We start from the raw sequence: 22272 nt of genomic DNA, 5'->3' as shown, positions 1-22272 counted from the left end.
ATGCTAGCTAAATCTTTATCGATATATCAAAAAATATTGCTGCTTGTTTTAGCGATCATTTCATTTCTTGGTTGTGTCGTGAGTCTGCTTGTGTGGAATTTTATGGATGATCTTGTATCACAGCAATTGAGAAAGCGCGCTAGTGAAATTGCCGTCCACGTGGCGCAGCGCAGCGCGAATTTGATTCTGGTAGAGGATTATTACAGCCTTTACGAACTAATTAATCAAACGAAACGAGAAAGTAATGATGTACGTTATATTTTGCTGATTGATTATGATGGCAGGTTACTTGCACACACTTTTGCTGAGGGGATTCCTGAGGGTCTTTGGCCCGTTAAGGATCTGTCACTTCGCGGTGTGCAGAAGTTAACTTCTGATGAAGGAGTAATTTATGATACTGTTGTACCAATTGAAAAAGGGGAAGTCGGCTTTGTCCGTGTTGGCATGACTGAGGAATATAGTCGAAACAGTATGACGAAAAAAATTCATAAACTCCTTATTGTCACTATGATGGTATGCTGTTTAGCCGCTTTGTTTTGTTGGAAAATGACCTTTTTTATTGCACGGCCGTTACGTGATTTAGCGCAAGTCGCTAAACGGATTCGCGCTGGCGATTTTACAAGTCGTGCTAAAATAGAAGATAGCAGTGATTTAGGCAATTTAGCCTTTGCTTTTAATGAAATGACAGCAGAGTTAATTGCGGCAAACCAGGAGAAAACGAGCTTGCTTGGTGAGTTGGAAGCGAAAGAAGCCTTGCGGAATCGTTTGATTCAAAAACTTTTGAGTGCTCAAGAAGATGAACGAAAGCGCATTTCTCGCGAGCTTCATGATGAAACCAGCCAGGCTTTAACATCATTAATGGTAAGTATGAGAGTGTTAGCAGAGGAAGCGGAAGATGATTCACAGCGTCGGGCGCTACTCGTCAGTCGTGATATTACTGCTGGCATTCTGCAGAATTTGCGTAACTTAGCGGTAGAGCTTAGACCGCCAGCTCTGGATGAATTAGGTCTTAGCCCTGCCATGGAAAAGTATGCCTTGCAATTTGGCGAACATTATAAATTAGCGGTTTCTTTCACTGTGAAGGGGCTTGACGGACATGTAACAGGTCAGATTGCTTTGGCTTTATATCGGATTTTGCAGGAAGGACTTACGAATGCAGCCAAGCACTCCGCCGCTACTAAAATCAGAATTTTCGTGGAAGAACAAGCGTCTGCTTTTTATCTTTGTCTTGAAGATGACGGACGAGGGATTTCTGAACAGGATTTAGCGAAAGCGAAAGCCGAAAATCGTTTAGGGCTTTATGGAATGCAAGAGCGGGCTGAAATTCTTGGTGGATCATTTTCAATTGAAACTGCTACTGGCGGTGGTACCCGTCTTGTGGTGACAATTCCAAAAAAAATACATAGGGGAGAGGGCTGACATAATGAAGGAATCGATTCGCATTTTACTTGCTGATGACCATGCTCTGCTGCGCTCAGGCCTAAAACTTCTCTTAGAACGACAGGGCCGTTGTCAGGTGGTCGGCGAAGCGGCTGATGGTGAAAGAGCTGTTCAGCTATTTTTTGATTTGCAGCCAGATCTTTTGCTGCTGGATTTGTCGATGCCCAAAAGCAATGGGATTGAATCTCTGCAACAAATTAAACAACGTTGTCCTGAAGCGAAAATTCTTGTGCTGACCATGCACGATGATAAGGAGTATATTAAGCGGGCTATGGAGGCTGGAGCTTGCGGCTATGTCAAAAAAGCGGCTGTTGATGTAGAACTGTTTTCAGCAATCGAGTCGGTTATGGCTGGAAATCTCTACTTAAGCCCAAATGATTCGCAAGCGCTTATTCAGTTGCTCCTAAAAGAACAGGAAGAGCCAGACGAACGAGATCCTTATATTTTGCTGAGCCAGCGGGAGCGCCAGGTTTTACGACAGATTGTATATGGTTATTCCTTAAGTGAAATTGCACAAACCTTAGCGATTAGCGTAAAAACGGTAGAGACCTATAAGACGCGACTGATGGAAAAGCTCGCTGTTACTAAAAAAAGCGGTCTAGTTGAATATGCGCTGCGCTATGGCCTACTTGCCGCTAAAGACAACGAGCTTTAACAACGGTTTTTCTGACAAGGTATTACTGCTTTTCCTGACGGGATCATCAGATTACTTCTGCTAGAGCGTCGGACCTTTTTGTGTCATGCTAAAAGGGATTCTTATTTATAGGAGGTTTTTATGGAAGTTGATGTAGCATTTTTACCAAGCGAGCTACAAGACCGAGATTTGTCCGACACAGTATGTATTGTTCTCGATGTCTTTCGGGCGACTAGCTCTATCGTCACGGCATTTGAACAAGGCTGTCAGCGTATTATTCCGGTAGCTCTGCTGGAAGAGGCTTACGAAACAGCCGCGGCAATTACGCCATCGCCACTCTTAGCTGGTGAGAGAAAATCCATTAAAATAGAAGGTTTCGATTTAGGGAATTCTCCCTTTGAGTTTTCAGCTGATAAAGTAGCAGGAAAAACCATTGTTATGACTACAACGAATGGTACGGTTGCTATCAAAGCGGCTGAGCGGGCGTACGAGATTTTAATTGGTTCTTTTCTTAACGGGCAGGCCTTGTGTGAAGAAGCTCAAAGTTATGGGAAATCGATTGTCATTCTCTGTGCTGGTACGGACCGCGCGTTTTCACTAGAAGATAGTTTATGTGCTGGCTTTTTGGCTCAGTACTTGGAGCAGCAGTATCAGGCCGTTTTAAGTGATACGGCTTTGGCGGCGGTGCTCATGTATCAGGGAGCGGCAAATTTGCTGGCCATGGCAGCAAAGCGCAGTGAAAATGGGCGACGTCTTATGGAACTCGGGAAGGAAAATGAAATTTTATACTGTCTTACACCGAATCGCGTGAATGTTGTGCCTGTTTACAAACAAGATAAAATTATCGTTCACCCTAGAAATACATTCGCAGAATGAGAGTTGCGTTATTGGTGTTACAATGCTATAATAGCAATTGTTACAGTTCTTTGATATCAAAATGATAAAGCTGTAATGTTTTTGCATAAATAACCATCAACGGTGATGGATAGTCTGCGGAATCAGACTATCCATTTTGTGTATCTATTTTGCTTTATCGCGAGTTTCTAACAGAACTTTTATTACTTATTTTTGTATTTTTTTTCATGGCTAATTATCACCAATTCTTAAGGCAGCAGGCGGCGTTTATACCGCTTAAACAACATCAGCGTGCTAGCATGTGAGATGATAAGGAGAGGAATAGGAATGAAAGAATTAGGATTTTATGATGGCAAGATTATTGAAAAAAATGAGCCCGTGATTTGTATTGAAGATCGTGCATATCAATTCGGCGATGGCGTATATGACGCTTGGATGGTATTAAACGGGAAACATTTTTTACGCAAAGAGCATTTAGACCGCTTTGAACGAAGCTGCAAAATGCTTGATATTACGCCTAGCTTTACTCGTGAAGAGATTGAAAAATTCAGTGATGAAATGCTTGAAAAGTCAGGTATTGAAAGAGGCATGTTTTATTTCCAATGGTCTCGCGGTTTGCAGATTCCTCGAAACCATGTATATGTGAATAAGCCAAGCCGGGCAATTTTGACGGGATCCATTATGCCGGTTGGACCAAAACCAGAAGAATACTTCACAGAAGGCGCGAAAGCGATTTTCTATCCTGATCAAAGACAACATTTCTGCAATATTAAAACCTTGAATCTCCTAGGTAGTGTTATGGCTAGCAACGCAGCGGCAAAAGCTGGTTGTTATGAAGTTATTTTTGTCCGTGAAGACGGCGGCAAAAAGTTCGTTACGGAAAGTGCTCACAGCAACTGCTATGCTGTGAAAGACGGCGTAATTTACACAGCTCCTTTGGGCAATCTCATTCTGCCTGGCATTACACGAGCTACTGTGCTTGATATTGCTAAAAAGCTCGGCATAAAAATTGTAGAAGAATTCTGCACACCAGAATTTTTTGCTGAAGCAGACGAAATTTTTGTATCTGCTGCCAGCGGGGTAGTACCGATCGGTACACTTGATAATAAACCTGTTGGTAAAGGTGTCGGCCCTGTATTTAAACAATTAGCTGATGAATATCAGAAGCTGATTGACGCTCTATAAGCTTTAGCTAGATTTCTTGTGACCATCAAGATAACAGATGGACTAGGGGTTGCCCTATTAAGAGGAGTTTTCTTAATAGGGCAATCTTTTTTTGTGTAAAGTTAGGATAGAAAAAACTCTATTAACGGTGAAAAGTAGGAGTAAAGCCCTGATAAATTTTTTCAGTAGGAGTTTTTTTATATAGCAGCGAATCAAAAGACAAGAGAGTTTATCGGTAGGAGGGGTACGATGCGGCGTATAGCCATTGAAGATATCGAGCCAGGCATGTATTTAGCCAGACCGCTTATAGCCTCGGATGGAACTGTTTTACTCCATGAAGGCATTGAAATGAAAGAACGTTATATTCGTTTTTTGCAAGAACAGGGGATTTCTGAATTATATATGGAAGATGGGGCCACAAAAGATATCATTGTGGAAGATGTCATTGACCCGATGTTGCGTCAGAAGGCTATGCAGGCAGCTTCGGAGATTGTTGACCATTTTCAGGTTGGGAAAGGCGTTTCCTTAGATAAGGTCAAGATGATTGTTGAGACGATGATTGATCAGCTTGGTCAAAATCCAGCTAATATGATTCACTTTATCGACTTACGGCGTAAGCAAGACTATCTCTTTTCTCATGCCGTAAATACTTGTATTTTATCAGTTATGACAGGAATTTCATTAGGCTATGAACCGAAGCAGCTCGAAGAGCTTGGTTTAGCGGCCATGCTTCATGATATTGGTAAGTTACGGTTTCCCTACCGCTTAGCATTGCAATATCCGGGCTCGCTGTCGGAAGAAGAAAAAGAAGAATATCGTCAGCATCCCTTTTACGCTTTGGAAATTTTGCGAGAAAATACCGCTTTGCCAATGGAGGTTGCAAATGCCTGTTTTCAGCATCATGAACGTTGGGATGGCAGCGGCTATCCTATGGGATTAATCGGAGAAGCTATTTCAGAGTACGCTCAGATTATCAGTATCGCCGATGTGTATGATCGACTAGTTTCTGGCACGCCGAACCGGCGTCCTATGCCAGTTTATTATGCCGTAGCAATATTGAATAAAGCAGCTGGGACATATTTTAATCCGATGTTAATCGACAGTTTTACCGAAAATATTGCCGTGTACCCCATTGGAACAACAGTCCGTCTCAGTAATAATCAGGTTGGCGTAATTCTCAATGTTGATAAAACGAGTAAGACAACGCCGATTGTGCGGATTATGTCTGGCGAAGATAGTACAAAAGTCAATCAATTGCTTGAACTGGATCTTAAAAAACATCCGGAACTATTTATCCTTGATTTTTTATAACACCCTTTTTCTTTTACAAGAGCCTGTCGAAAGATGGCTCTTTTTTATTTTTGCTTCCCTATTGCTTTCTGGTTCTATTCGTTGTAGACTCTACAAAAGACAGGCAAAAAATATGTTCAATTTTTGTATTTTTCGATTAAATGTGGGGGCAGAAAAGGTATGAAAGAAAAAGGAAATTTTACAATGCAGACTGGCGGTCAATGGAGCAATCGCCTGCAAACAAGACTTCTTATTTTATTAGTTGTTTTTTCCCTGATATCAGCTGTCGTTGTTGGTGGTATTAATCTCTATTTGAGTGTTACGGCGGCAAAAACTAGAATTTATGAAAATGACGCCATGTTGGCCAAACAGATTGCCAGTGAAATGAACCGCTTCCTAAATGATGCCAAAGGCTTGACGGAAACTTTAGCAGCTTCGCCGACAGCGGCTTCGCTTGATGCTGCTAAGATTCGTGAATTGATTTTGGCGGCCCAACAGAAAAATCCGCAATTCGAATTGATTTACGTGATGGATAAGTCCGGTATGCAAATTGCGCGGACGTCCGGTACTTTGGCGAATCGGAGCGACCGTCCGTATTTTAAAGAAGCCATTTTGGGTAAAGTCTTTTTTACCGATACATATATTTCTTCGTTTACGAATGCACCGACCGTGACGATCTCTTGTCCCATTAAAGATAGCAGCGGCGCCAATGTGGGCGTACTAGCAGCCGATATTTCCTTAAAGGCGTTATGGGATATGGTAGAGAAAACAAATGTAGGAGTCTCTGGCTATGTAGATGTTGTCGATAATAAAGGGACTTTATTAGCCCATCCAGATAAAGAAAAGGTTATAAAAACAGAAAATGTTGCTGCTTTGCCTTATATTCAGACCGTTATTGCCGGACAAAGCGGTGTAAGTCAGGCGACAGCGACAACCGGGGTCGATTCTTATATCACTTTTGCCCCGATTGGTGAGTACAAATGGGGTGTTATAACCTACTTGCCAGCAGCGGAATTAAATCAGACTGTGTTAAAAGCGGTGCTGACAATGTTGTTATTACTAGTTCTGATTCTGTGTTTGGCTGTAGGCGGCGCTCTAGTTATGGCTAAGAGCTTAGCAAGGCCAATTCAAAATCTTGCAGCTAACGCTAGCGCTATGGCGGCAGGGGATTTAAGTCGAACCATTGCGGTTGAAGGTGTTGCTGAGGTAGTGTATTTAGGAGAGGCCTTGGAACAAATGCGTAAAAATCTCCAACAGATGATTCGGCAGATTATGCAGTCGGCTGAGCAGCTTGCTGCGTCAGCCGAAGAGATGAACGCTAGTTCTGATCAGTCCGCTCAGGCGGTAAATCAAGTGGCAATTTCTATTAGTGAGGTAGCCTCTGGAGCGGAGCAGCAACTCTGTGCTGTTGACGCAGCCACTCAGGTTGTTGCTGATATGTCTGGCAAAATTCAGCAGGTCGCCGCAGCTGCTGGTTCAGCAGCAGATCATTCGCTGCAAACAGCCGAAACAGCCCGTGAAGGGGAGACTTCTCTGCAGAATGCCGTCGGCCAAATGACCAAGATTACTGACGCAGTCAATCATTCAGCGCAGGTTATTATGAATCTGGGGAATAAGTCAAAAGAAATCGGTCAAATTATTGATACCATTTCAGGTTTGGCGAGTCAGACTAATCTTTTAGCGCTGAATGCAGCGATTGAAGCAGCTCGTGCTGGGGAACAAGGCCGCGGTTTTGCTGTTGTTGCTAGTGAAGTAGGTAAGTTAGCGGAACAGTCGCAAGAAGCGGCGCAACAAATTGCCGCTTTAATCTATGAAGTGCAGGGCGAAACCAATAAAGCCGTTTTGGCGATGCAGACAGGCAATGAAGAAGTGAAAGCTGGCAGTGTCGTCGTAGATGCCGCAGGCAGCGCTTTTACCAAAATTACGGCACTCATAGATCAAGTTTCCGAGCAGATTCGTGATATTTCCAATGTAATTGCTCATATTGCCGCCGGCAGTGAAAAAATTGTTCTGTCAGTAAAAGCGATTGATGAACAGAGTCAAAAAGCTACAGAAAAGACGCAAACTGTTTCAGCCGCTACGGAAGAGCAGTCGGCTTCTATGGAGCAAATTGCTGCCGCAAGTCAAAGCTTAGCGCAGACAGCCCAGGATTTACAAAAGTCCGTCAGCCAATTTAAAATTTAGCTTCGCAATAAATCAAATAAACAATTTAGTAGGAAAATAAACTTCTTGGCGCGAAAATAAGCGATAGCCTGTTAGCGGGCTATCGCTTATTTTTTAAAACTTGAATTGACAGTAAATTTTGTTCTAGTAAGAGGAGTTGAAGGGGATTTTGACAATGAATATACTCTGCTTCTGGCGCAGCAAGCGAGCTATGAAGTTTGCCGGAGCTTTGCTAGCATTGCTACTACTGGTTGTTTTTTGCCTATCGGCTTATATCGGCTGGGCCTTGACTCATCCACATCGTAAGGCGTTGCGGGAGTTACCAAGTGAGGCTGGGCTGACTTATGAAAATATAAGCTTTTTTAGTCGTCAAGATTCTCTAAAAATGTCAGGTTGGTTGCTGCCAGCCAAAGAAAATAAAGGAACTATAATTTTTGCGCATGGTTATAGACAAAACCGCTTACAAGACGATGTGCCTGGTCTCTCTCTCGGGCAGGCGTTAGTGGCACAGGGCTATAATGTAGTGCTCTTTGATTTTCGCAATTCAGGGGAATCGGCAGGAAGCCTTACCTCTGTAGGGGAACTAGAAGTGCGTGATCTTTTAGGCGCTGTTGATTTTGTAAAATCGCGACAAGATCTGAATCAGTCGATTACTCTTTTCGGATTTTCCATGGGGGCGGCAACGGCTATTGTAGCTGGATCTGAGGAAAGCGCTGTTAAAGCAGTCATCGCGGATTCGCCTTTTGCGGACTTACGCTCTTATTTGGCCGACCACCTGACTGTTTGGACCCATTTACCATCATTCCCCTTTAATGAGACGGTACTTACAATGATTCCGCTTATGACTGGTATTGACGCTCGCGGCATGAGTCCCCTAAGGGATGTAGCAAAGCTGGCTGGGCGGCCGTTGTTACTGCTTCACGGCAATAGTGATATAACCATACCCGTTACTGAAAGTCAAAAATTGCAACAGGCTTATCCGCAAGCTAAGCTTGTGATTATTCCTGGTGCCAAGCATGTACAGGGATTTCATAAAGCGAAAGAACTTTATTTGGAGCAGGTTCTTGCTTTTTTGCAATAATTGACTTTTAATTTCAGCCAAGCTACTATAAAGACAAATCCAACTCTTTTATGAAGGTTTTTATTCTATGATGAAGGTGATAAAATGACAGATTTAGCAGCAAGAGCAAAAGAAGTATGGACCTATCTTCACTCTATACCGGAAATCGGTTTTGAAGAAGTAAAAACAGCAGCCTATTTAGGCGATGCCTTAGAAAAAGCTGGTTTTTCTGTGACGCGAGGGATTGGCGGAACAGGCGTTGTCGGTGTCTTAGATAGCGGTAATCCCGGGCCAACTTTAGGGCTCCGTGCTGATATGGATGCGCTGGCTCATATGATCGATGGTCAGGTTTGTGCGATTCACTCCTGCGGTCATGACGCGCATAGCACAATGGTATTAACTACAGCGGAAGCCGTGGCGGCCAAAGGATTGCAACAAGGCAAGCTGAAGATCATTTTTCAGCCAGCTGAAGAAAAACTTTTTGGCGCTTTAAAGACGATTGAAGATGGCGCCATTGATGATGTAGATATTTTGTTTGGTATTCATTTGCGTCATATTCAGGAAGCCAAGCTTGGCGAGGCAACTCCGGCGCTTTGCCATGGCGCCAGTTATATGATGACAGCAGAAATTACGGGAGAGGCAGCTCATGGCGCTAGACCACACTTAGGCGTGAATGCCATTGAGGCAGCTGCGGCTATTGTTAGCGCAGTAAACGCAATTCACGTAAATCCTGTGATTCCGGCTACGGCTAAGGTGACGAAGCTGATGGCGGGCGGCGCTGCTTTAAACGCAATTCCTGATAAAGCGTCAATGGCTTTTGACCTGAGAGCGCAAAACAATGCAGTGATGGAAGAATTGCAGCAAAAAGTGATTCGGGCGATCGAAAATGGGGCGGCAACAGTGGGCGCAACAGCGAAGATCGAATTGATTGGCGGTTGTCCTGCTGCTGAATATGATTCTGCCATGGTCGCATTAGCAGCGGAGGCGATTACGGCTGTTTTAGGTAAAGAGGGCCTGTTGGATCCAATTACAACACCAGGCGGCGAAGACTTCCATTACTTTGTAAAGCATAAGCCTTCGCTAAAAGCTGGCTATATTGGTTTAGGCGCAAACTTAACACCAGGACTTCATAGCCCGAGTATGCAGTTTGATCAAGCTGCTTTAGGTGACGGAATCGCGGTTCTTTGCTATATTGTCAATAAACTGTTGGGAATAAAAGCATAGGCCCTTTATTGAATACTAGTTTTCTTTTCTTTGATACACAGAATCAGGCGGTTGCTGATTAGCAAGTAGCTGTCGATTTTGTGTATCTTTTTGCAAGGACTTTATAGCAAAACATAAGGCGGAACAGTCGTCGTGAGGTTTGCTTTTACTAAGGTCTTGTAGCTTTTGCACGGCAGCGTCAAAGTTGTGACAGTGATCATTCATTTCGCCTTGTAGGCTCTCATAGAGGCCGTCAGTCATGAGATAAAAGGCAGCATCGTCTTCGAGCGGCAGAGTGATCGTGCCAAATTCAGGATTCTTAGCAATGCCAAGGTAGATTCCTGGTAAAGTAATCATGGTGCTTGCGGTTTTGCTAGCAGTCCAGAAATAGTTAATGCCGCCAGAAATGCAAGATAAAGTATGCTGTTTAAAGTCAAAGGTGAAAGTAAGTAAAGCTGCAAAGGTGTTATCAGGAAAATAATGTAGTAGATATTCGTTTAGTTCATAGAGCGAATCTAGCGTCCAATCCCCTTTTTTGGTCATAGTTTCCGTGAGCAAGCTGCTGATTGCTGAGGTATGGAGCGCGGCGGCTACGCTATGACCTGTCACGTCAAGTAAATAACCATGCAATTTGTCGCCTGCGGCGGACCATTGATAGCCGTAAAAATCGCCGCTTACGATGTTTAGCGGTTCAAAGAGCGGAATGATCTTTACTTTGTCGTTTTCCTGAGCGATTGGCAGCATTGATTTTTGGACACGGCCTGCCAGCACCAGTTCATCCTGCAACTCATAAGTCCGTTCAAGTACTTTATTTTCCAGATTAATGTTTAAATGGTAGAGCAAATTTTGTGTTGCTTGATGTTCGGAAATTTCACCTTCAAGACAGGCATTTACTGTTTGGATTTTTTCGACTTGTTCTTCAAGCTGTGCTTCTTTCTCGCGGAGCAGACCAATCGTGTCTTTGATCTTAAGACTCATAGCAATGAAAGTTTGGCAGAGCAGACGCAGTTCTTGTGGCATATTCATGGCATCAGAACCACGGAGTGAACGGAAGTCGTCATTGGCAATCCGGTTGGCCTGCTCAGTTAGCCAAGTTATTGGTTGCTGCAATTGACGGGTTGCCCAGATTGCAATCGGGTAGATAAATAATAGCAGCAAAAGCATTTCAATTCCCATGATTTTAAGCTGTTGATACAGTGGGGCCATAACTTCTTCTTCACGGATGGACCCAATAAGCGTCCAGCTTCGTTCTGGTAAAGCATGATAGGCTACAAGCACGTTCTTTCCCTGGTAGTCAATCCAGGAGGCTGTACCTGTTTGGCCAAGCTGAATTAATTGTAAATTCTCTATGGGCAACTTCATTTTTAACTTAGCGCTTGTCTCGATTTGACCTGATTCAATGAGTTGCTCTAGATAACGTGGTTCAGTCAGCAGAACGCCGGCCTGATTGACAAGCAGAATTTCGCCTGTTTTGCCAATCCAGTTATCTCGCAGTAAGTTTTCAAGCGTCTGAGTTCGGACTGATCCGAGCAAAACGCCTTGGAATTGTCCCTGACGATCATAAATCGGTGAGGAAAAATTGATAATGGAGTGACCGCTGTTGCGACCAATTACAATATCTGAGATCGAACTTCGACCAGCAAGGGCGGCTTGATAGTAAGGCTGATTGGTTGCTTGGGGAAATTGAATCGGACGATTGAGCGTAGAAAAACGGAAGTAACCGTCTTTGTCAATATACGATAGAGAATCAAAATTTTTATTACTATGCTGTACTGACTGCAGCATATCATAGAATTGCTTATAATCAAGCTGGCGAATGGATTCTATTTCACTTAGACTGAGAATGTCATTGGCCCGTTCATCTAGCCAGTAGTTAATCAGGCGTTCCTGAAAAGCGACCCGTTGGCTGATGAGTTCTAAATTCTGCTGTTTGGCAAGTTTGACTTGATTTGCTGCATAAATTGCCATCGTGAGGAGGCTGGGCGCTAAAATTAGTAAAATTGTCCACGCACGAAACTGACGGCTTAGCGTGTCTAGTTTCATAGGGTCCTCCTTTGAATCTTTCGATTCTACATAATTGTCGAAAAATGAAGAAAAATATTATTCTATAATATTTGCGATTTCAGCGAGAACTCCTTTTTTTAGTAGGAAAATTGCAAAAATTATTCTTGTTTTTCTTTAAGAGTCTTGACGCTCTTACAACGTCTTGCTATAATTTTGGCAATTAGATAATTTAGTTTAGGTGCTGCTTTTAGAAGGTAAAAGCGGATAATAGGGAAGTCTGAGCATGGTTTTCCATGTGTAAGCGCGGGCCCGCCACTGTACCGAGGAGGTTCCACAAATTGCCACTCAGCTATCGGGGAAGGCGTGGATACTAATGAATCGGGAGCCAGGAAACCTGCCTAAACTGTAAGATAGTCTTTATGGAAAAAAAGACTTTTGGGAACGATAACTCCCAAAAGTCTTTTTTTTATGAAAAATTTATCGTGATAATGGGGGAGATTCGGTGGATTTATTACAACAAGCAATACAAAACATAGAGCCGCTTGACCAAGCAGCTATGGCGCAAGCAAAGAGACATTTGCAGGAACTTTCGTCAAGTAAAGGCCAGCTAGGAAAACTAGCGGAAATGGTGGTTCAATATGCTGGCATCACTCGGCAGGAAAGGCCGCTTGCGCCTAAAAGTGCTATTATCTTGGCATCAGCCGATCATGGTGTTGCCAAACAAGGTATCAGTGCCTATCCGATTGAGACCACTAAAGAAATGACGGCAAATTATCTGCTAGCCCAAGGCGGTACAGCCAATGCTTTTGCTAATTATTCCGGTTCCGATCTTGTGGTTGTCGATATGGGCATAGCGGGAGATTTATCCTTTGTGCCAGGGCTTGTGCAACGAAAAATTGCCTATGGAACGAAAGATTTTACGGAAGGTCCAGCAATGACGCGGCAAGAAGCGATTGCCGCTGTCGAAGCGGGGATTGCTCTCGTCACAGAAAGAGTAAGACAAGGTTATACTTGCTTTTGTCTTGGCGAAATGGGAATTGGCAATACTACGGCTAGTGCAGCGATTGTAGCAGCTTTTACTGGATTAGCTCCAGAAGTTGTAACTGGTCGGGGAACTGGAATATCAGATAGTCGCATGAAGGTGAAAATCGAGGTTGTTCGTAAGGCTCTGGCTATAAATCAGATTGATTGCGGTGATGGTCTCGATGTACTTAGCAAGATTGGCGGGTTTGAAATCGGGGCTTTAGCAGGCGTTGTTTTAGGTTGCGCTGCAAACCGTGCGACTGTTGTGATCGACGGACTGAATACAACAGCTGCGGCGATGATTGCCTATGCTATTTCACCGCGTTGTCAGCCCTATATTTTGTCATCCCATTTGTCAGGGGAACCGGCTCATCGCATTGCCTTATCTTTTCTTGGACTGGAAGCGTGTGTGGATGTTGGCGTAAGACTTGGCGAGGCGATCGGCGCCTCCGTCGTTGTTGATTTATTAAAGGGCGCGTGTCGTCTCTTTGATGGTGACTGGCTTAAGTCAGCAGAGGGTCTCAGTTTTTGGCGGCAAAATTTAGCTGCAATAGATCAAAGCGAGTCGGAGCTACCAAGTATTAGGCCCTTAGATGAGGCGGCTATGGAAAAATGCCAACTTCGTCTCGACAATTTAACCAAGCCTTTGGGGAGTCTTAAAGCATTTGAAGAACTTGGGCGAAAGCTAGCAGGCATTATCGGTCAGCCACGGCCCCGATCTTGCGACAAGAAGTTGATTTTAACAGGTCCTTGCCAATCCAGCGAAAACGAGAATGAGTTTGTAGCAAAGTTCAAAGTGCTTCAAGCTTTTAGCAAGCATTTTGGCGCAGAGATTCTTGTTTGCCGTCACGAAGAAGCGTCCGAATTTCCTACGGAACAAGGTGTGAGGCAGTTGATTCAGGCGGGAGTTGACTTTAGCAAGCAAGCCGCTCTATCAAACGAGATTATTGGCATTGGCAGCCTAGAACTTGTAAGTCAAGAGATGGTTGCGGTCAAGAACCTGCTTGCCCGAAGCGACGGCCAAACCTTACTGCCACGATTGGCAAGACTCGAATATTCACAGAATATCTGCTTTTTAGCAGGCCTAATTTTAGGTGCTGCCAGCTATGGTTGCGCAGTTGTTTTAGACGATGACGCTGCTTTAGCAGCTGCTTTGGTTGCTGTTGAGCTGAATTCGACGGTAAAAGACCATTTGGTGGCATCTCATTTGCCCTTTACGGCAGAAGCGACAGAAACGCTGACGCAACTAGACCTTTGCGCTTATTTTTCATTGCAGCTTACGAAGCCGGCGGGAATGGGCGCTTTGCTAGGATTTTCGCTTTTTAATGCTTCTTTGCATGTTTTGAGTGATATGAAAACTTTTGGCGAGGCTGAAGTTTCTGTGGCGCAGGATGGGCCAGGGGCATTGCGACAAGATAAAGCCGTGCGAGAATAGACTGTTACTTTATAAAACCGAACTCTGTGCCAAGAGCAGCTAATTTACTACGATTGCTTACAGCAAATTTACTAAAGAGATTGTTGAGATGGGTTTTGACTGTACCGACCGTAATATGAAGCTCTTGGGCGATTTCGGCGTTCGAATGACCTCTGGCGACTAGTTGGAGAATCTCCTTTTCTTTTACTGTTAAGAGAATATTGGGAGCGTCCTTTTCCAAAGTGGGGGCGGCAGTTTGTTGTGAATTGTTAACAGGGAGATTCTTTGTTTCTTTTTGTTTTTGATAGGCGTGCAAGGCGCTTAACACGACAGAACGAATGGCCGAAGCTGGCGTAGGTTTGGTTAAAAAAGCATTGATTTTACCATGGTTAATGGCATCAATGGTCATTTGCAGTTCGGCGTGACCGGTAATCAAAATGCGTTGGGCTTCATGGTCAAGTGCTAAGATGCGCGAAAATAATTCAATGCCATTCATAACAGGCATGCGAAAATCGGAAATAATAACAGTAAATGGGCCATGATGTTCCACTAATTTTAAAGCCTGTAAGGGATCTCGCGTTGTGGTAACTGTAAAGGTTGCTTGCAAAATGCGGCGCAGAGAGTTTAAGTAGTTTTCTTCATCATCGACAATGAGAATTTTGGGCAGCGGTTCTGCAGCCATAGTTTTCACCTCGCTGTTATCAGTGCCTATTTTCAGGTTATGTTTGAATAATTGGACAAATTCAGCGTGGTTCCTCTATCCGATACATATAAATCTTCCTCGATGCGAATCGCTGGGGTTAAGCGAGTCTGGGAGTTTCGTCGCAATTTTGCCATATTCTGATTTAAGGCAGAGGAGTTCTAGTCTTTGCCAAGAATGTAGACAATCTTAAGCGCAAAATATAAGGGGTAGATAGAATGAATGAACAAAATCCTTTATCAGGAAAGATGATTGTAATTGATCCAGGCCATGGCGGTTCTGACGAAGGCGTGGTTAGTCCTAGCGGTTGTACCGAAAAAGCAGTGACTATGCAGCTTGCCTGTCGACTTCATGATCGGCTTAAGCAACAGGGCGCTGTTGTACTTTTGACGCATTACGATGATCAGTGTGTCTGCGCGAATGCCTCATCCATTTCCGATGAACTTTTTGCCAGGACAGCGATTGCCAATAAACATATAGCCAGAGCCTTTATCAGTATTCATCTAAATGGATTTTATGACACGAGCGTAGGCGGTACGGCTACCCTTTATAAGTCTGATGACGAAGCAAGCGAAAAACTAGCAGCTTGCGTGCATCAGGAAATAACTAGAACCTGCACACTTTTAGATCGCGGCTATGAGCCTTCCGATCTTTACTTGTTGCAGCAATCGAATGTTCCTGCGATACAGATTGAACCTGCTTTTTTATCCAATTTATCAGAAGAAAAGTTCTTGCAAAACCCCTTATTTCAAGAAAGGCTGATTCGGGCCATCTGCAAAGGGCTGGAAAAATTCTTTTCTTTGTCGCCGCTATAGACGAATTTTATCGACAAAGAAAGGTTTTTATCTTGACATCGGAGAATAAGAGATAAGATAAATTTGGATTTTCAAGGAGGTGACCCGATTCTTCCGTAGTTAGGAAGATAGGAAATTATTGGACCCTGCGTCTACCATGAGTTATCTTGTTTTAGTGCTTGTTCTCGTTGGAATTAACGGATTGTTTGTTGCTGCTGAATTTGCTATGGTGAAAGTGCGCGGCAGTCGCATTGAGACACTGGTACAAACAGGCAGCCGCCGTGCTAAATTTGGCAAGATTGTTATTTCGAATCTGGATGCGTATTTGTCGGCCTGTCAGTTAGGTATTACGTTAGCGTCTCTAGCGCTCGGCTGGGCCGGTGAACCGGCAGTTGTCGCTATTGTAAAGCCGCTAATGCTTTCTTTCGGATTTTCTGAGGAAATGGTTCACAGTGTTTCCTTCTTTTTAGCGTTTGCGTTGATTACGGCATTGCATATTATTTTAGGTGAATTGGCGCCAAAATCAATTGCGATTCAGCGTTCTGACGCCGTTACTTTATGGCTGGCTGTCCCTTTGATCGGTTTTTACAAAGTAATGTATCCCTTTATTTGGCTACTCAATACTTTGGCAAATTTGTTTTTGAAAATGCTAGGTGTAGAAGCAATCGGTGAGCAAGAAGCGGCACATACGGAGGAAGAAATTCGTATCTTAATGGCAGAAAGTCATCGGCAAGGATATATTGATCAGACGGAATTAACATATGTTGACAATATTTTTGCTTTTTCCGAACGAACGGCCAAAGAAATTATGATTCCGCGGACCGATATGATTTGTTTGTATGCGGAAGACTCTTGTGAGGAAAGTATCAAAAAAGCTTTATCAGAACAACTGACGCGGTATCCCTTATGTGATCCTGATAAAGATCACATTATCGGGTTTGTTCATATTAAGGATTTGCTGGAGATGGTTGTGAATGGACAAGTCTGTAATATTCGCGGCTTAGCTCGCGAGATTACGGCGATTCCTTCCTCTATGGCCATCAGTGAGCTATTAAAGCTATTGCAGCGCAATAAGGCGCAGATTGCTCTTGTCGTCGACGAATACGGCGGAACTGCAGGGCTTGTTACTGTTGAAGATATTCTCGAAGAAATTGTCGGGGAAATTCAAGATGAGTTTGACGAAGAACGGCCTTTAATTGAAGAGCTTCCGGAGCAAAGTTATTCGGTCGATGGACGTTTGCTGTTAGCAGAGGCGAGTGAAATGCTGCAAATTGTTTTTGAAACGGAAGAAGTTGACACAATCGGCGGTTGGCTTTATTCTCAGCTAAGAGATCGAATTGCTGTCGGCGCCCGATTTATTTATCAAGGCTATGAATTTGTCATTGAGGCAGGCGATCCTGTACGGATTTATCGCGTACAAATTTCACCTGTAAATGAATTGTAAATAGAAGCCGCATCACTGTAAGAAAGTGAGCAATAAGTAGCCACTGTGCAAAAAAATGCACAGTGGCTACTTGGCTTATTAGGAGAATCTCTCAAGCTATAAGGAGAAAAGAACCTGTAATTACAGTGATTTAATGAATTTTACAATAATTCGAATTTTTGGCAAGAATTTTGCATAATTAATAGGCAAGTTAAAAAATTCACGTAGGGAGGCATTGAAGGAGTTTGTGAAATTTTTCATTTAAGTCTAATTGTAAAGGAGCTATTTTATGATTACGAGAATTTCACGGTTTTTAACGCTGATTGTGCACAAATTTTTACCTGATCCGCTCGTCTTTGCCATTATCTTGACTTTAATTGTTTTTGTTCTGGGAATTTCCATGACGCCCCATAATCCGATCCAAATGGTTCAACTCTGGGGCAAGGGTTTTTGGAATCTGCTAGCTTTCTCGATGCAGATGGCCATGGTTCTTGTTACAGGCCATGCTTTAGCAAGTTCACCTTTGCTGCGTAAAGGAATGAGTAATTTAGCTTCTATTGCTAAAACTCCGGTACAAGGCGTTATGCTTGTTGCCTTTATGTCGGCGTTTTGTAGTGCGATTAACTGGGGTTTTGGCCTTGTTGTTGGCGCTTTATTTGCGAAAGAAGTAGCTCGACGTATCGCAGGCTCCGACTATCGCCTACTCATTGCCAGTGCTTATATTGGCTTTTTAACTTGGCATGGCGGTTTGTCCGGTTCGGTACCACTCGTTGCCGCGACGAAGGGAAATCCCATGGAAGCGACAATCGGCCTAGTGCCAATTACGCAGACGCTCTTTACTCCTTATAATATTTTCATTACCGTTGCTTTGATCGTTTCAGTACCTTTCCTGTGCCGTTTAATGCAACCTAAACCTCATGAAATTGTAGCGGTTGATCCTGCTCTATTAGCAGAAGATCCGCCTACATCGCGGCAGCTAGGACCGAATGCAACTTGGGCGGAAAAAGCCGAAGAAAGCACACTACTAGCCATGTTAATTGGTGCTTTTGGCGTGGTTTACCTCGGTATGTATTTTATGAAAAACGGCTTCAATATCAATGTAGATACTGTAAATTTGATATTCTTTACGGCTGGTATTGTTCTTCATAAGACGCCAATGTCATATATGCGGGCTGTGCAAAATGCTGCACGGGGAACGGCAGGCATTATGGTACAGTTTCCTCTCTATGCCGGGATCCAGGTAATGATGGAACAATCTGGTCTTGGCGGGATTATTACGAACTGGTTTATCCATATTTCCACGAAAGACACTTTCCCGATTTTGGCTTTCTTTAGTTCTGGTGTCATCAATTTCGCTGTTCCGTCCGGTGGCGGTCACTGGGTTGTACAGGGACCCTTTATTATGCCAGCAGCGAAGGCTTTAGGGGCTGATATGGGCAAGGCCGCTATGGCTATTGCCTACGGCGAAGCTTGGATGAATATGGCTCAGCCATTCTGGGCTTTGCCAGCCTTGGCAATTGCCGGTCTTGGCGTACGGGACATCATGGGATATTGTGTAACAGCTTTGATTTGGAGTCTACCGATCTTTTTGATTGGCCTTGCCTTCTTCTAAGCTTTCGCGGTAGCGCCGCTTGTTTTAACCGAGTCAGCATAGGGAGGCAAATATGCATCTCCTTAAGCTGACTCTTTCTTTATTCAAGCAAATAGGGCAGGACTTAGATTCGTTTTTGCCGAAAAAGAAAGATATTATGAGTTTCGGTGAGGACTTAGGAGGCGCTTTATGTTGCCGCAGAGCTTAAGGGGAAAATTGCTGCTGTTGATGACGATTGTTGCAGTGGTTCCTCTCGTGTGTGCCGGCTATCTAATTACAGTCAGTGCGGAAAAGGCCCTAGTTACGGAAAAACAGCATAAGCTGTATGGAGCCGCTCGCATTCTTGATGAACAATTTACCGGTACGTATGAGGATATATTAAGAAGTAGAGGCGCTCTCGGTGCTGATAAGCAAACACAGCTTACTGTCTTAAATGAGGCGCTGCGCAGTAGAACTGACAAAGTAGCGGCTGCTTATCCGGGGATCGGCGTGGGGTATTATTCGAAAGAGCTTGATGCCATCGTGACCTATGGGCCTAGTAACATATATGAAGACCGCGTGGGAATGCCCATCAGCGAAAGTCACGAGGGGCGTCTCGTTATGGCTACAGGGGTTCCGCGTATCCAAGAAGGTCTTTTAGTTCGTGGTTCTATAATGAATGCTATGGAGCCCATTCGCCGTGATGGACAGATTATTGGCTATATTTGGGCCAACGAGTTAACTGCGGATATTATGAATCAGATTGCTGATATGAAACGGCAGATTTATTTATTAATTTTAATTAGTTTATTATTGGCGCTAACAGCGATCTTTTTTTTGGTTCACCGTTTTAGTAAAGATATTGAAACGGTGGTGGCTGGCGTCGGTGATTTGTCGCATGATCTATCACAGCCTCTGCCGACATTACCGGGGGAAGTGGGAGTCATTGCTGCTGCTGTAAATAGCATGGCCGGAGAGTTGGCTGAGAAAAAACAGCGTGAAGTTCAGGTACAGGCAGCGGAAAGAATGGCTGCTGTCGGCGAAGTCGCTGCGGGGCTGGCTCATGAAATTCGCAATCCTCTTATGGCGATTAAAGGTTTTGCTCAACTGATTCATGAAGGCATTACCGAGACCGAGCAAGAAGAATATGCTGCGATTATTGTTAGAGAAACAGATAGACTAAATCGTTTAGTGGAAGAATTACTTTGTCTCTCCCGTCCATCGGCAGCGTCGGTTGAACCAGTTCTAGTTCGGGAGGCTTTGGAAGACACACTGAGTTTGATTGCGGCGAAAGCCAGCAAGCGGCAAATTGTAATCTCTGATCAGATTCCAACAGATCTACCGCTTGTGCTTGTGGAACCAGAACGACTAAAACAAGTCTTTTTAAATTTACTCCTTAATGCGGTACAGGCAATTGGACAGCAGGGGACTATCGAAATTACGGCAGGTCTTGGCCAAAACAGCAGCGAAGTGGCTGTTTGCATAAAAGATACCGGACGGGGGATTGCCTCAGAGGATTTTACCAAAATCTTTGATCCTTTTTTTACGACAAAGCCGAATGGTACGGGACTAGGGCTTTCTGTAGCTAGGCGCCTTGTCGAAAACTGGGGCGGACAAGTTGACGTTGAATCAATCGATGGTGAGGGGAGCAGCTTTACTTTGACTTTACCTGTAGCGGGAGACGAGCGGAATGAATAAAAAGAGTCGCGTATTAATTGTCGATGATGAACAGAGCGTACGTAAACTGCTTTATGAAATTGTAAAACGGTTAGACTGTGAAATTCAGCTAGCTGAAAATGGCCAAGAGGCTTTAGAAAAGTATCGCGCGTTTCAGCCGCAGGTAGTGCTTATGGACATCAAAATGCCTATCTTAGATGGTTTAAGCGCTTTTCGACAGATGCAGCAAGAAGAAACGCAGGCTTCGGTGATTTTAATGACGGCTTTTGGAACCGTCGATACAGCTGTTGAGGCCATGCGGCAGGGCGCTTTCGATTATTTAGTAAAGCCTTCTAACTTGACGGAAGTACGGTCTGTACTGATGCGAGCTTTAGCAGTTCATCAAGTAGCAGCGGAACAACCGCTGTTAGGACCGGCTGAACCTTGTTTGACTGGCGTAATCGGCAATAGTTCAATTATGCAGCAAGTTTACAAAATCGTAGGACGTGTGGCTCCTACGAATGCCACTGTACTTATTTCTGGCGAAAGCGGCAGCGGGAAAGAGTTGATTGCAAAAACTATTCATTATAATAGTAAACGGCGGTTAGGCCCTTTCATTAAAGTCAATTGCGGCGCCTTGCCGGACGGTCTCATGGAAAGTGAGATGTTTGGCTATGAAAAAGGTGCTTTTACCGGAGCTGTGGCTAGAAAATTGGGTCGCTTTGAACTGGCTCATCAAGGGACGTTGTTTCTTGATGAAGTGGGGGAATTACCACAGGCGCTTCAAGTAAAATTGCTTAGGGTTTTGCAGGAACGAGAGTTTGAGCGCGTTGGCGGCACGGAAACGATTCAAGTTGATATTCGTCTAATTGCCGCTACAAACTGTGATCTGACTTCTATGGTGAAAAAAGGCTCATTTCGTGAGGATTTATTTTATCGACTGAATGTAGTGCCCATAGAAGTACCAGCTCTACGTTATCGTTCTGAGGATATTCCTCTTTTAGTAGACGCATTTGTACGACGTTTCACCGAAGAGGCTGGTAAATCATTGCCTTATGTTACGCCTGGGGCGATGGCCGCGCTCTTAGCCTATTCTTGGCCTGGCAATGTGCGTGAATTGGCTAATTTAATGGAACGAGCTGTAATTATGACTAATGGCGTGATTGATGTAGAAGATTTCCCACTGCCACTAGCGGAACAAGAACAGGAACGAATCACTTCTTATAGTAAAAGCGCTTTAGGAAAAGGAACTTTAAAGGAAGTAATGCAGCAGGTAGAAAAAGAAGTGATTGCCAGGGCCTTGGTTGAGCATGGCGGGAATCGTGTTCGTACTGCTCAGGCTTTGCAAATCAGTCGCCGTACATTACTTTATAAGATAGAAGAATATCAGCTATAAATGAAGCTTTATGCGACTAGAAAAATAAAAGCTTTTTAAGGCTTGCGGGACAAAATTGTCTCTATAGCCTTTTTTTCTGCTTTTTTTCCTTGAATCGCCAAAAAAACAAATTGGCGAAATAGTCGGAAAAGTGATAGTATTTAATTAAAAGATAAGCATAGGGGAGGCGGCAAAATGAAAAACACGCTTGGATTTTTGTTCGTACTGACTATCTTATACTGTTTAGCGTCACTACCGGCTTTTTTGCTTTATGTTTTTGTCGGAGAATATTTCTTTCCAATTATTGGTGGTCCCGAACATAACACTTTTCTTATTTTTAGAATCATTTTTACGGTGATTGCTTGTGTCATTGCTTTTTGGGGCTATAAAAAAGATTTGTCACATTGGCTTTCTTGGCCTAGCAGTTTCTTTAAACATCATGGACCAGTTATGAAATAAGAAGGAGATGGGGATCCTGTTGTCAGATAATTCTTGGTAAGTCCA

The 22272-nt window shown here is 43.7% G+C and carries 17 protein-coding genes and 1 riboswitch; of the genes, 15 read left to right on the top strand and 2 right to left on the bottom strand.

The genetic code is table 11. The annotated features are described in order from the left end of the window. The 8 genes from AC0MXB_RS10140 (at position 1) to AC0MXB_RS10105 (ending at position 9830) form a co-directional block, all read left to right on the top strand. Positions 1-1419 (top strand): ATP-binding protein, encoded by a 1419-nt coding sequence (locus AC0MXB_RS10140; RefSeq protein WP_474039552.1) that lies wholly within the window; start codon positions 1-3, stop codon positions 1417-1419. A 4-nt stretch (positions 1420-1423) separates the two neighbouring features. Next, on the top strand, positions 1424-2095 hold the full coding sequence (locus AC0MXB_RS10135) for a response regulator (RefSeq protein WP_474039551.1): 672 nt from the start codon (positions 1424-1426) through the stop codon (positions 2093-2095). A 120-nt stretch (positions 2096-2215) separates the two neighbouring features. Continuing rightward, a complete protein-coding gene (locus tag AC0MXB_RS10130; protein ID WP_474039550.1) occupies positions 2216-2950 on the top strand; it encodes a 2-phosphosulfolactate phosphatase in 735 nt (244 codons plus the stop codon). A 306-nt stretch (positions 2951-3256) separates the two neighbouring features. Next, a complete protein-coding gene (locus AC0MXB_RS10125; protein ID WP_474039549.1) occupies positions 3257-4114 on the top strand; it encodes an aminotransferase class IV in 858 nt (285 codons plus the stop codon). A gap of 228 nt (positions 4115-4342) precedes the next feature. Then, positions 4343-5404: an HD-GYP domain-containing protein gene (locus tag AC0MXB_RS10120; RefSeq protein ID WP_474039548.1), complete on the top strand. Its 1062-nt coding sequence runs from the start codon at positions 4343-4345 to the stop codon at positions 5402-5404. Positions 5405-5563: 159 nt separating this feature from the next. After that, positions 5564-7567, top strand: coding sequence for a methyl-accepting chemotaxis protein (locus tag AC0MXB_RS10115; protein ID WP_474039547.1), 2004 nt, complete (start codon positions 5564-5566; stop codon positions 7565-7567). Between the two features lie 154 nt (positions 7568-7721). Next, a complete protein-coding gene (locus AC0MXB_RS10110) occupies positions 7722-8627 on the top strand; it encodes an alpha/beta hydrolase (RefSeq protein ID WP_474039546.1) in 906 nt (301 codons plus the stop codon). Positions 8628-8711: 84 nt separating this feature from the next. Further along, positions 8712-9830, top strand: coding sequence for a M20 peptidase aminoacylase family protein (locus AC0MXB_RS10105; RefSeq protein ID WP_474039545.1), 1119 nt, complete (start codon positions 8712-8714; stop codon positions 9828-9830). Between the two features lie 15 nt (positions 9831-9845). On the opposite strand, the gene AC0MXB_RS10100 is transcribed toward AC0MXB_RS10105, so the two are convergent. Further along, the gene (locus AC0MXB_RS10100) at positions 9846-11852 is read right to left on the bottom strand and encodes a cache domain-containing protein (protein ID WP_474039544.1); all 2007 of its coding nucleotides are present in this window, start codon (positions 11850-11852) and stop codon (positions 9846-9848) included. Positions 11853-12032: 180 nt separating this feature from the next. Beyond that, positions 12033-12229, top strand: a riboswitch (cobalamin riboswitch). Positions 12230-12315: 86 nt separating this feature from the next. Between AC0MXB_RS10100 and cobT the strand changes: the two genes are divergently transcribed. After that, entirely contained in the window at positions 12316-14271 is a 1956-nt protein-coding gene (cobT, locus tag AC0MXB_RS10095; RefSeq protein ID WP_474039543.1) for a nicotinate-nucleotide--dimethylbenzimidazole phosphoribosyltransferase, read from the top strand. A 4-nt stretch (positions 14272-14275) separates the two neighbouring features. Here cobT and AC0MXB_RS10090 read toward each other — a convergent pair whose 3' ends face one another. Continuing rightward, positions 14276-14932, bottom strand: coding sequence for a response regulator transcription factor (locus tag AC0MXB_RS10090; protein ID WP_474039542.1), 657 nt, complete (start codon positions 14930-14932; stop codon positions 14276-14278). 236 nt (positions 14933-15168) lie between these two features. On the opposite strand from AC0MXB_RS10090, the gene AC0MXB_RS10085 reads away from it, so the two are divergent. The 6 genes from AC0MXB_RS10085 (at position 15169) to AC0MXB_RS10060 (ending at position 22227) form a co-directional block, all read left to right on the top strand. Next, on the top strand, positions 15169-15765 hold the full coding sequence (locus AC0MXB_RS10085; protein ID WP_474039541.1) for an N-acetylmuramoyl-L-alanine amidase family protein: 597 nt from the start codon (positions 15169-15171) through the stop codon (positions 15763-15765). A gap of 118 nt (positions 15766-15883) precedes the next feature. Continuing rightward, the gene (locus tag AC0MXB_RS10080) at positions 15884-17188 is read left to right on the top strand and encodes a hemolysin family protein (protein WP_474039540.1); all 1305 of its coding nucleotides are present in this window, start codon (positions 15884-15886) and stop codon (positions 17186-17188) included. Positions 17189-17456: 268 nt separating this feature from the next. Further along, complete coding sequence (locus AC0MXB_RS10075; protein ID WP_474039539.1) at positions 17457-18779, top strand: TIGR00366 family protein; 1323 nt, start codon at positions 17457-17459, stop codon at positions 18777-18779. A 168-nt stretch (positions 18780-18947) separates the two neighbouring features. Further along, on the top strand, positions 18948-20435 hold the full coding sequence (locus AC0MXB_RS10070; protein ID WP_474039538.1) for an ATP-binding protein: 1488 nt from the start codon (positions 18948-18950) through the stop codon (positions 20433-20435). After that, positions 20428-21789, top strand: coding sequence for a sigma-54-dependent transcriptional regulator (locus tag AC0MXB_RS10065; RefSeq protein WP_474039537.1), 1362 nt, complete (start codon positions 20428-20430; stop codon positions 21787-21789). Before AC0MXB_RS10070 ends, AC0MXB_RS10065 begins: the two co-directional genes overlap by 8 nt. 174 nt (positions 21790-21963) lie before the next feature. After that, positions 21964-22227, top strand: a complete 264-nt coding sequence (locus AC0MXB_RS10060) for a hypothetical protein (RefSeq protein WP_474039536.1) — start codon at positions 21964-21966, stop codon at positions 22225-22227. The last annotated feature ends 45 nt before the right edge of the window (positions 22228-22272 follow it).

The organism is Pelorhabdus sp. sgz311001, assembly GCF_055901755.1.
Note: the sequence above shows the minus strand (reverse complement) of the source record. Positions and strands in the feature narration are given on the sequence as shown.

Coding starts and splice junctions, on each gene's coding strand:
- AC0MXB_RS10140 (WP_474039552.1), top strand. CDS start 1: ATGCTAGCTAAATCTTTATCGATATATCAAAAAATATTGCTGCTTGTT.
- AC0MXB_RS10135 (WP_474039551.1), top strand. CDS start 1,424: ATGAAGGAATCGATTCGCATTTTACTTGCTGATGACCATGCTCTGCTG.
- AC0MXB_RS10130 (WP_474039550.1), top strand. CDS start 2,216: ATGGAAGTTGATGTAGCATTTTTACCAAGCGAGCTACAAGACCGAGAT.
- AC0MXB_RS10125 (WP_474039549.1), top strand. CDS start 3,257: ATGAAAGAATTAGGATTTTATGATGGCAAGATTATTGAAAAAAATGAG.
- AC0MXB_RS10120 (WP_474039548.1), top strand. CDS start 4,343: ATGCGGCGTATAGCCATTGAAGATATCGAGCCAGGCATGTATTTAGCC.
- AC0MXB_RS10115 (WP_474039547.1), top strand. CDS start 5,564: ATGAAAGAAAAAGGAAATTTTACAATGCAGACTGGCGGTCAATGGAGC.
- AC0MXB_RS10110 (WP_474039546.1), top strand. CDS start 7,722: ATGAATATACTCTGCTTCTGGCGCAGCAAGCGAGCTATGAAGTTTGCC.
- AC0MXB_RS10105 (WP_474039545.1), top strand. CDS start 8,712: ATGACAGATTTAGCAGCAAGAGCAAAAGAAGTATGGACCTATCTTCAC.
- AC0MXB_RS10100 (WP_474039544.1), bottom strand. CDS start 11,852: ATGAAACTAGACACGCTAAGCCGTCAGTTTCGTGCGTGGACAATTTTA.
- AC0MXB_RS10090 (WP_474039542.1), bottom strand. CDS start 14,932: ATGGCTGCAGAACCGCTGCCCAAAATTCTCATTGTCGATGATGAAGAA.
- AC0MXB_RS10085 (WP_474039541.1), top strand. CDS start 15,169: ATGAATGAACAAAATCCTTTATCAGGAAAGATGATTGTAATTGATCCA.
- AC0MXB_RS10075 (WP_474039539.1), top strand. CDS start 17,457: ATGATTACGAGAATTTCACGGTTTTTAACGCTGATTGTGCACAAATTT.
- AC0MXB_RS10070 (WP_474039538.1), top strand. CDS start 18,948: ATGTTGCCGCAGAGCTTAAGGGGAAAATTGCTGCTGTTGATGACGATT.
- AC0MXB_RS10065 (WP_474039537.1), top strand. CDS start 20,428: ATGAATAAAAAGAGTCGCGTATTAATTGTCGATGATGAACAGAGCGTA.
- AC0MXB_RS10060 (WP_474039536.1), top strand. CDS start 21,964: ATGAAAAACACGCTTGGATTTTTGTTCGTACTGACTATCTTATACTGT.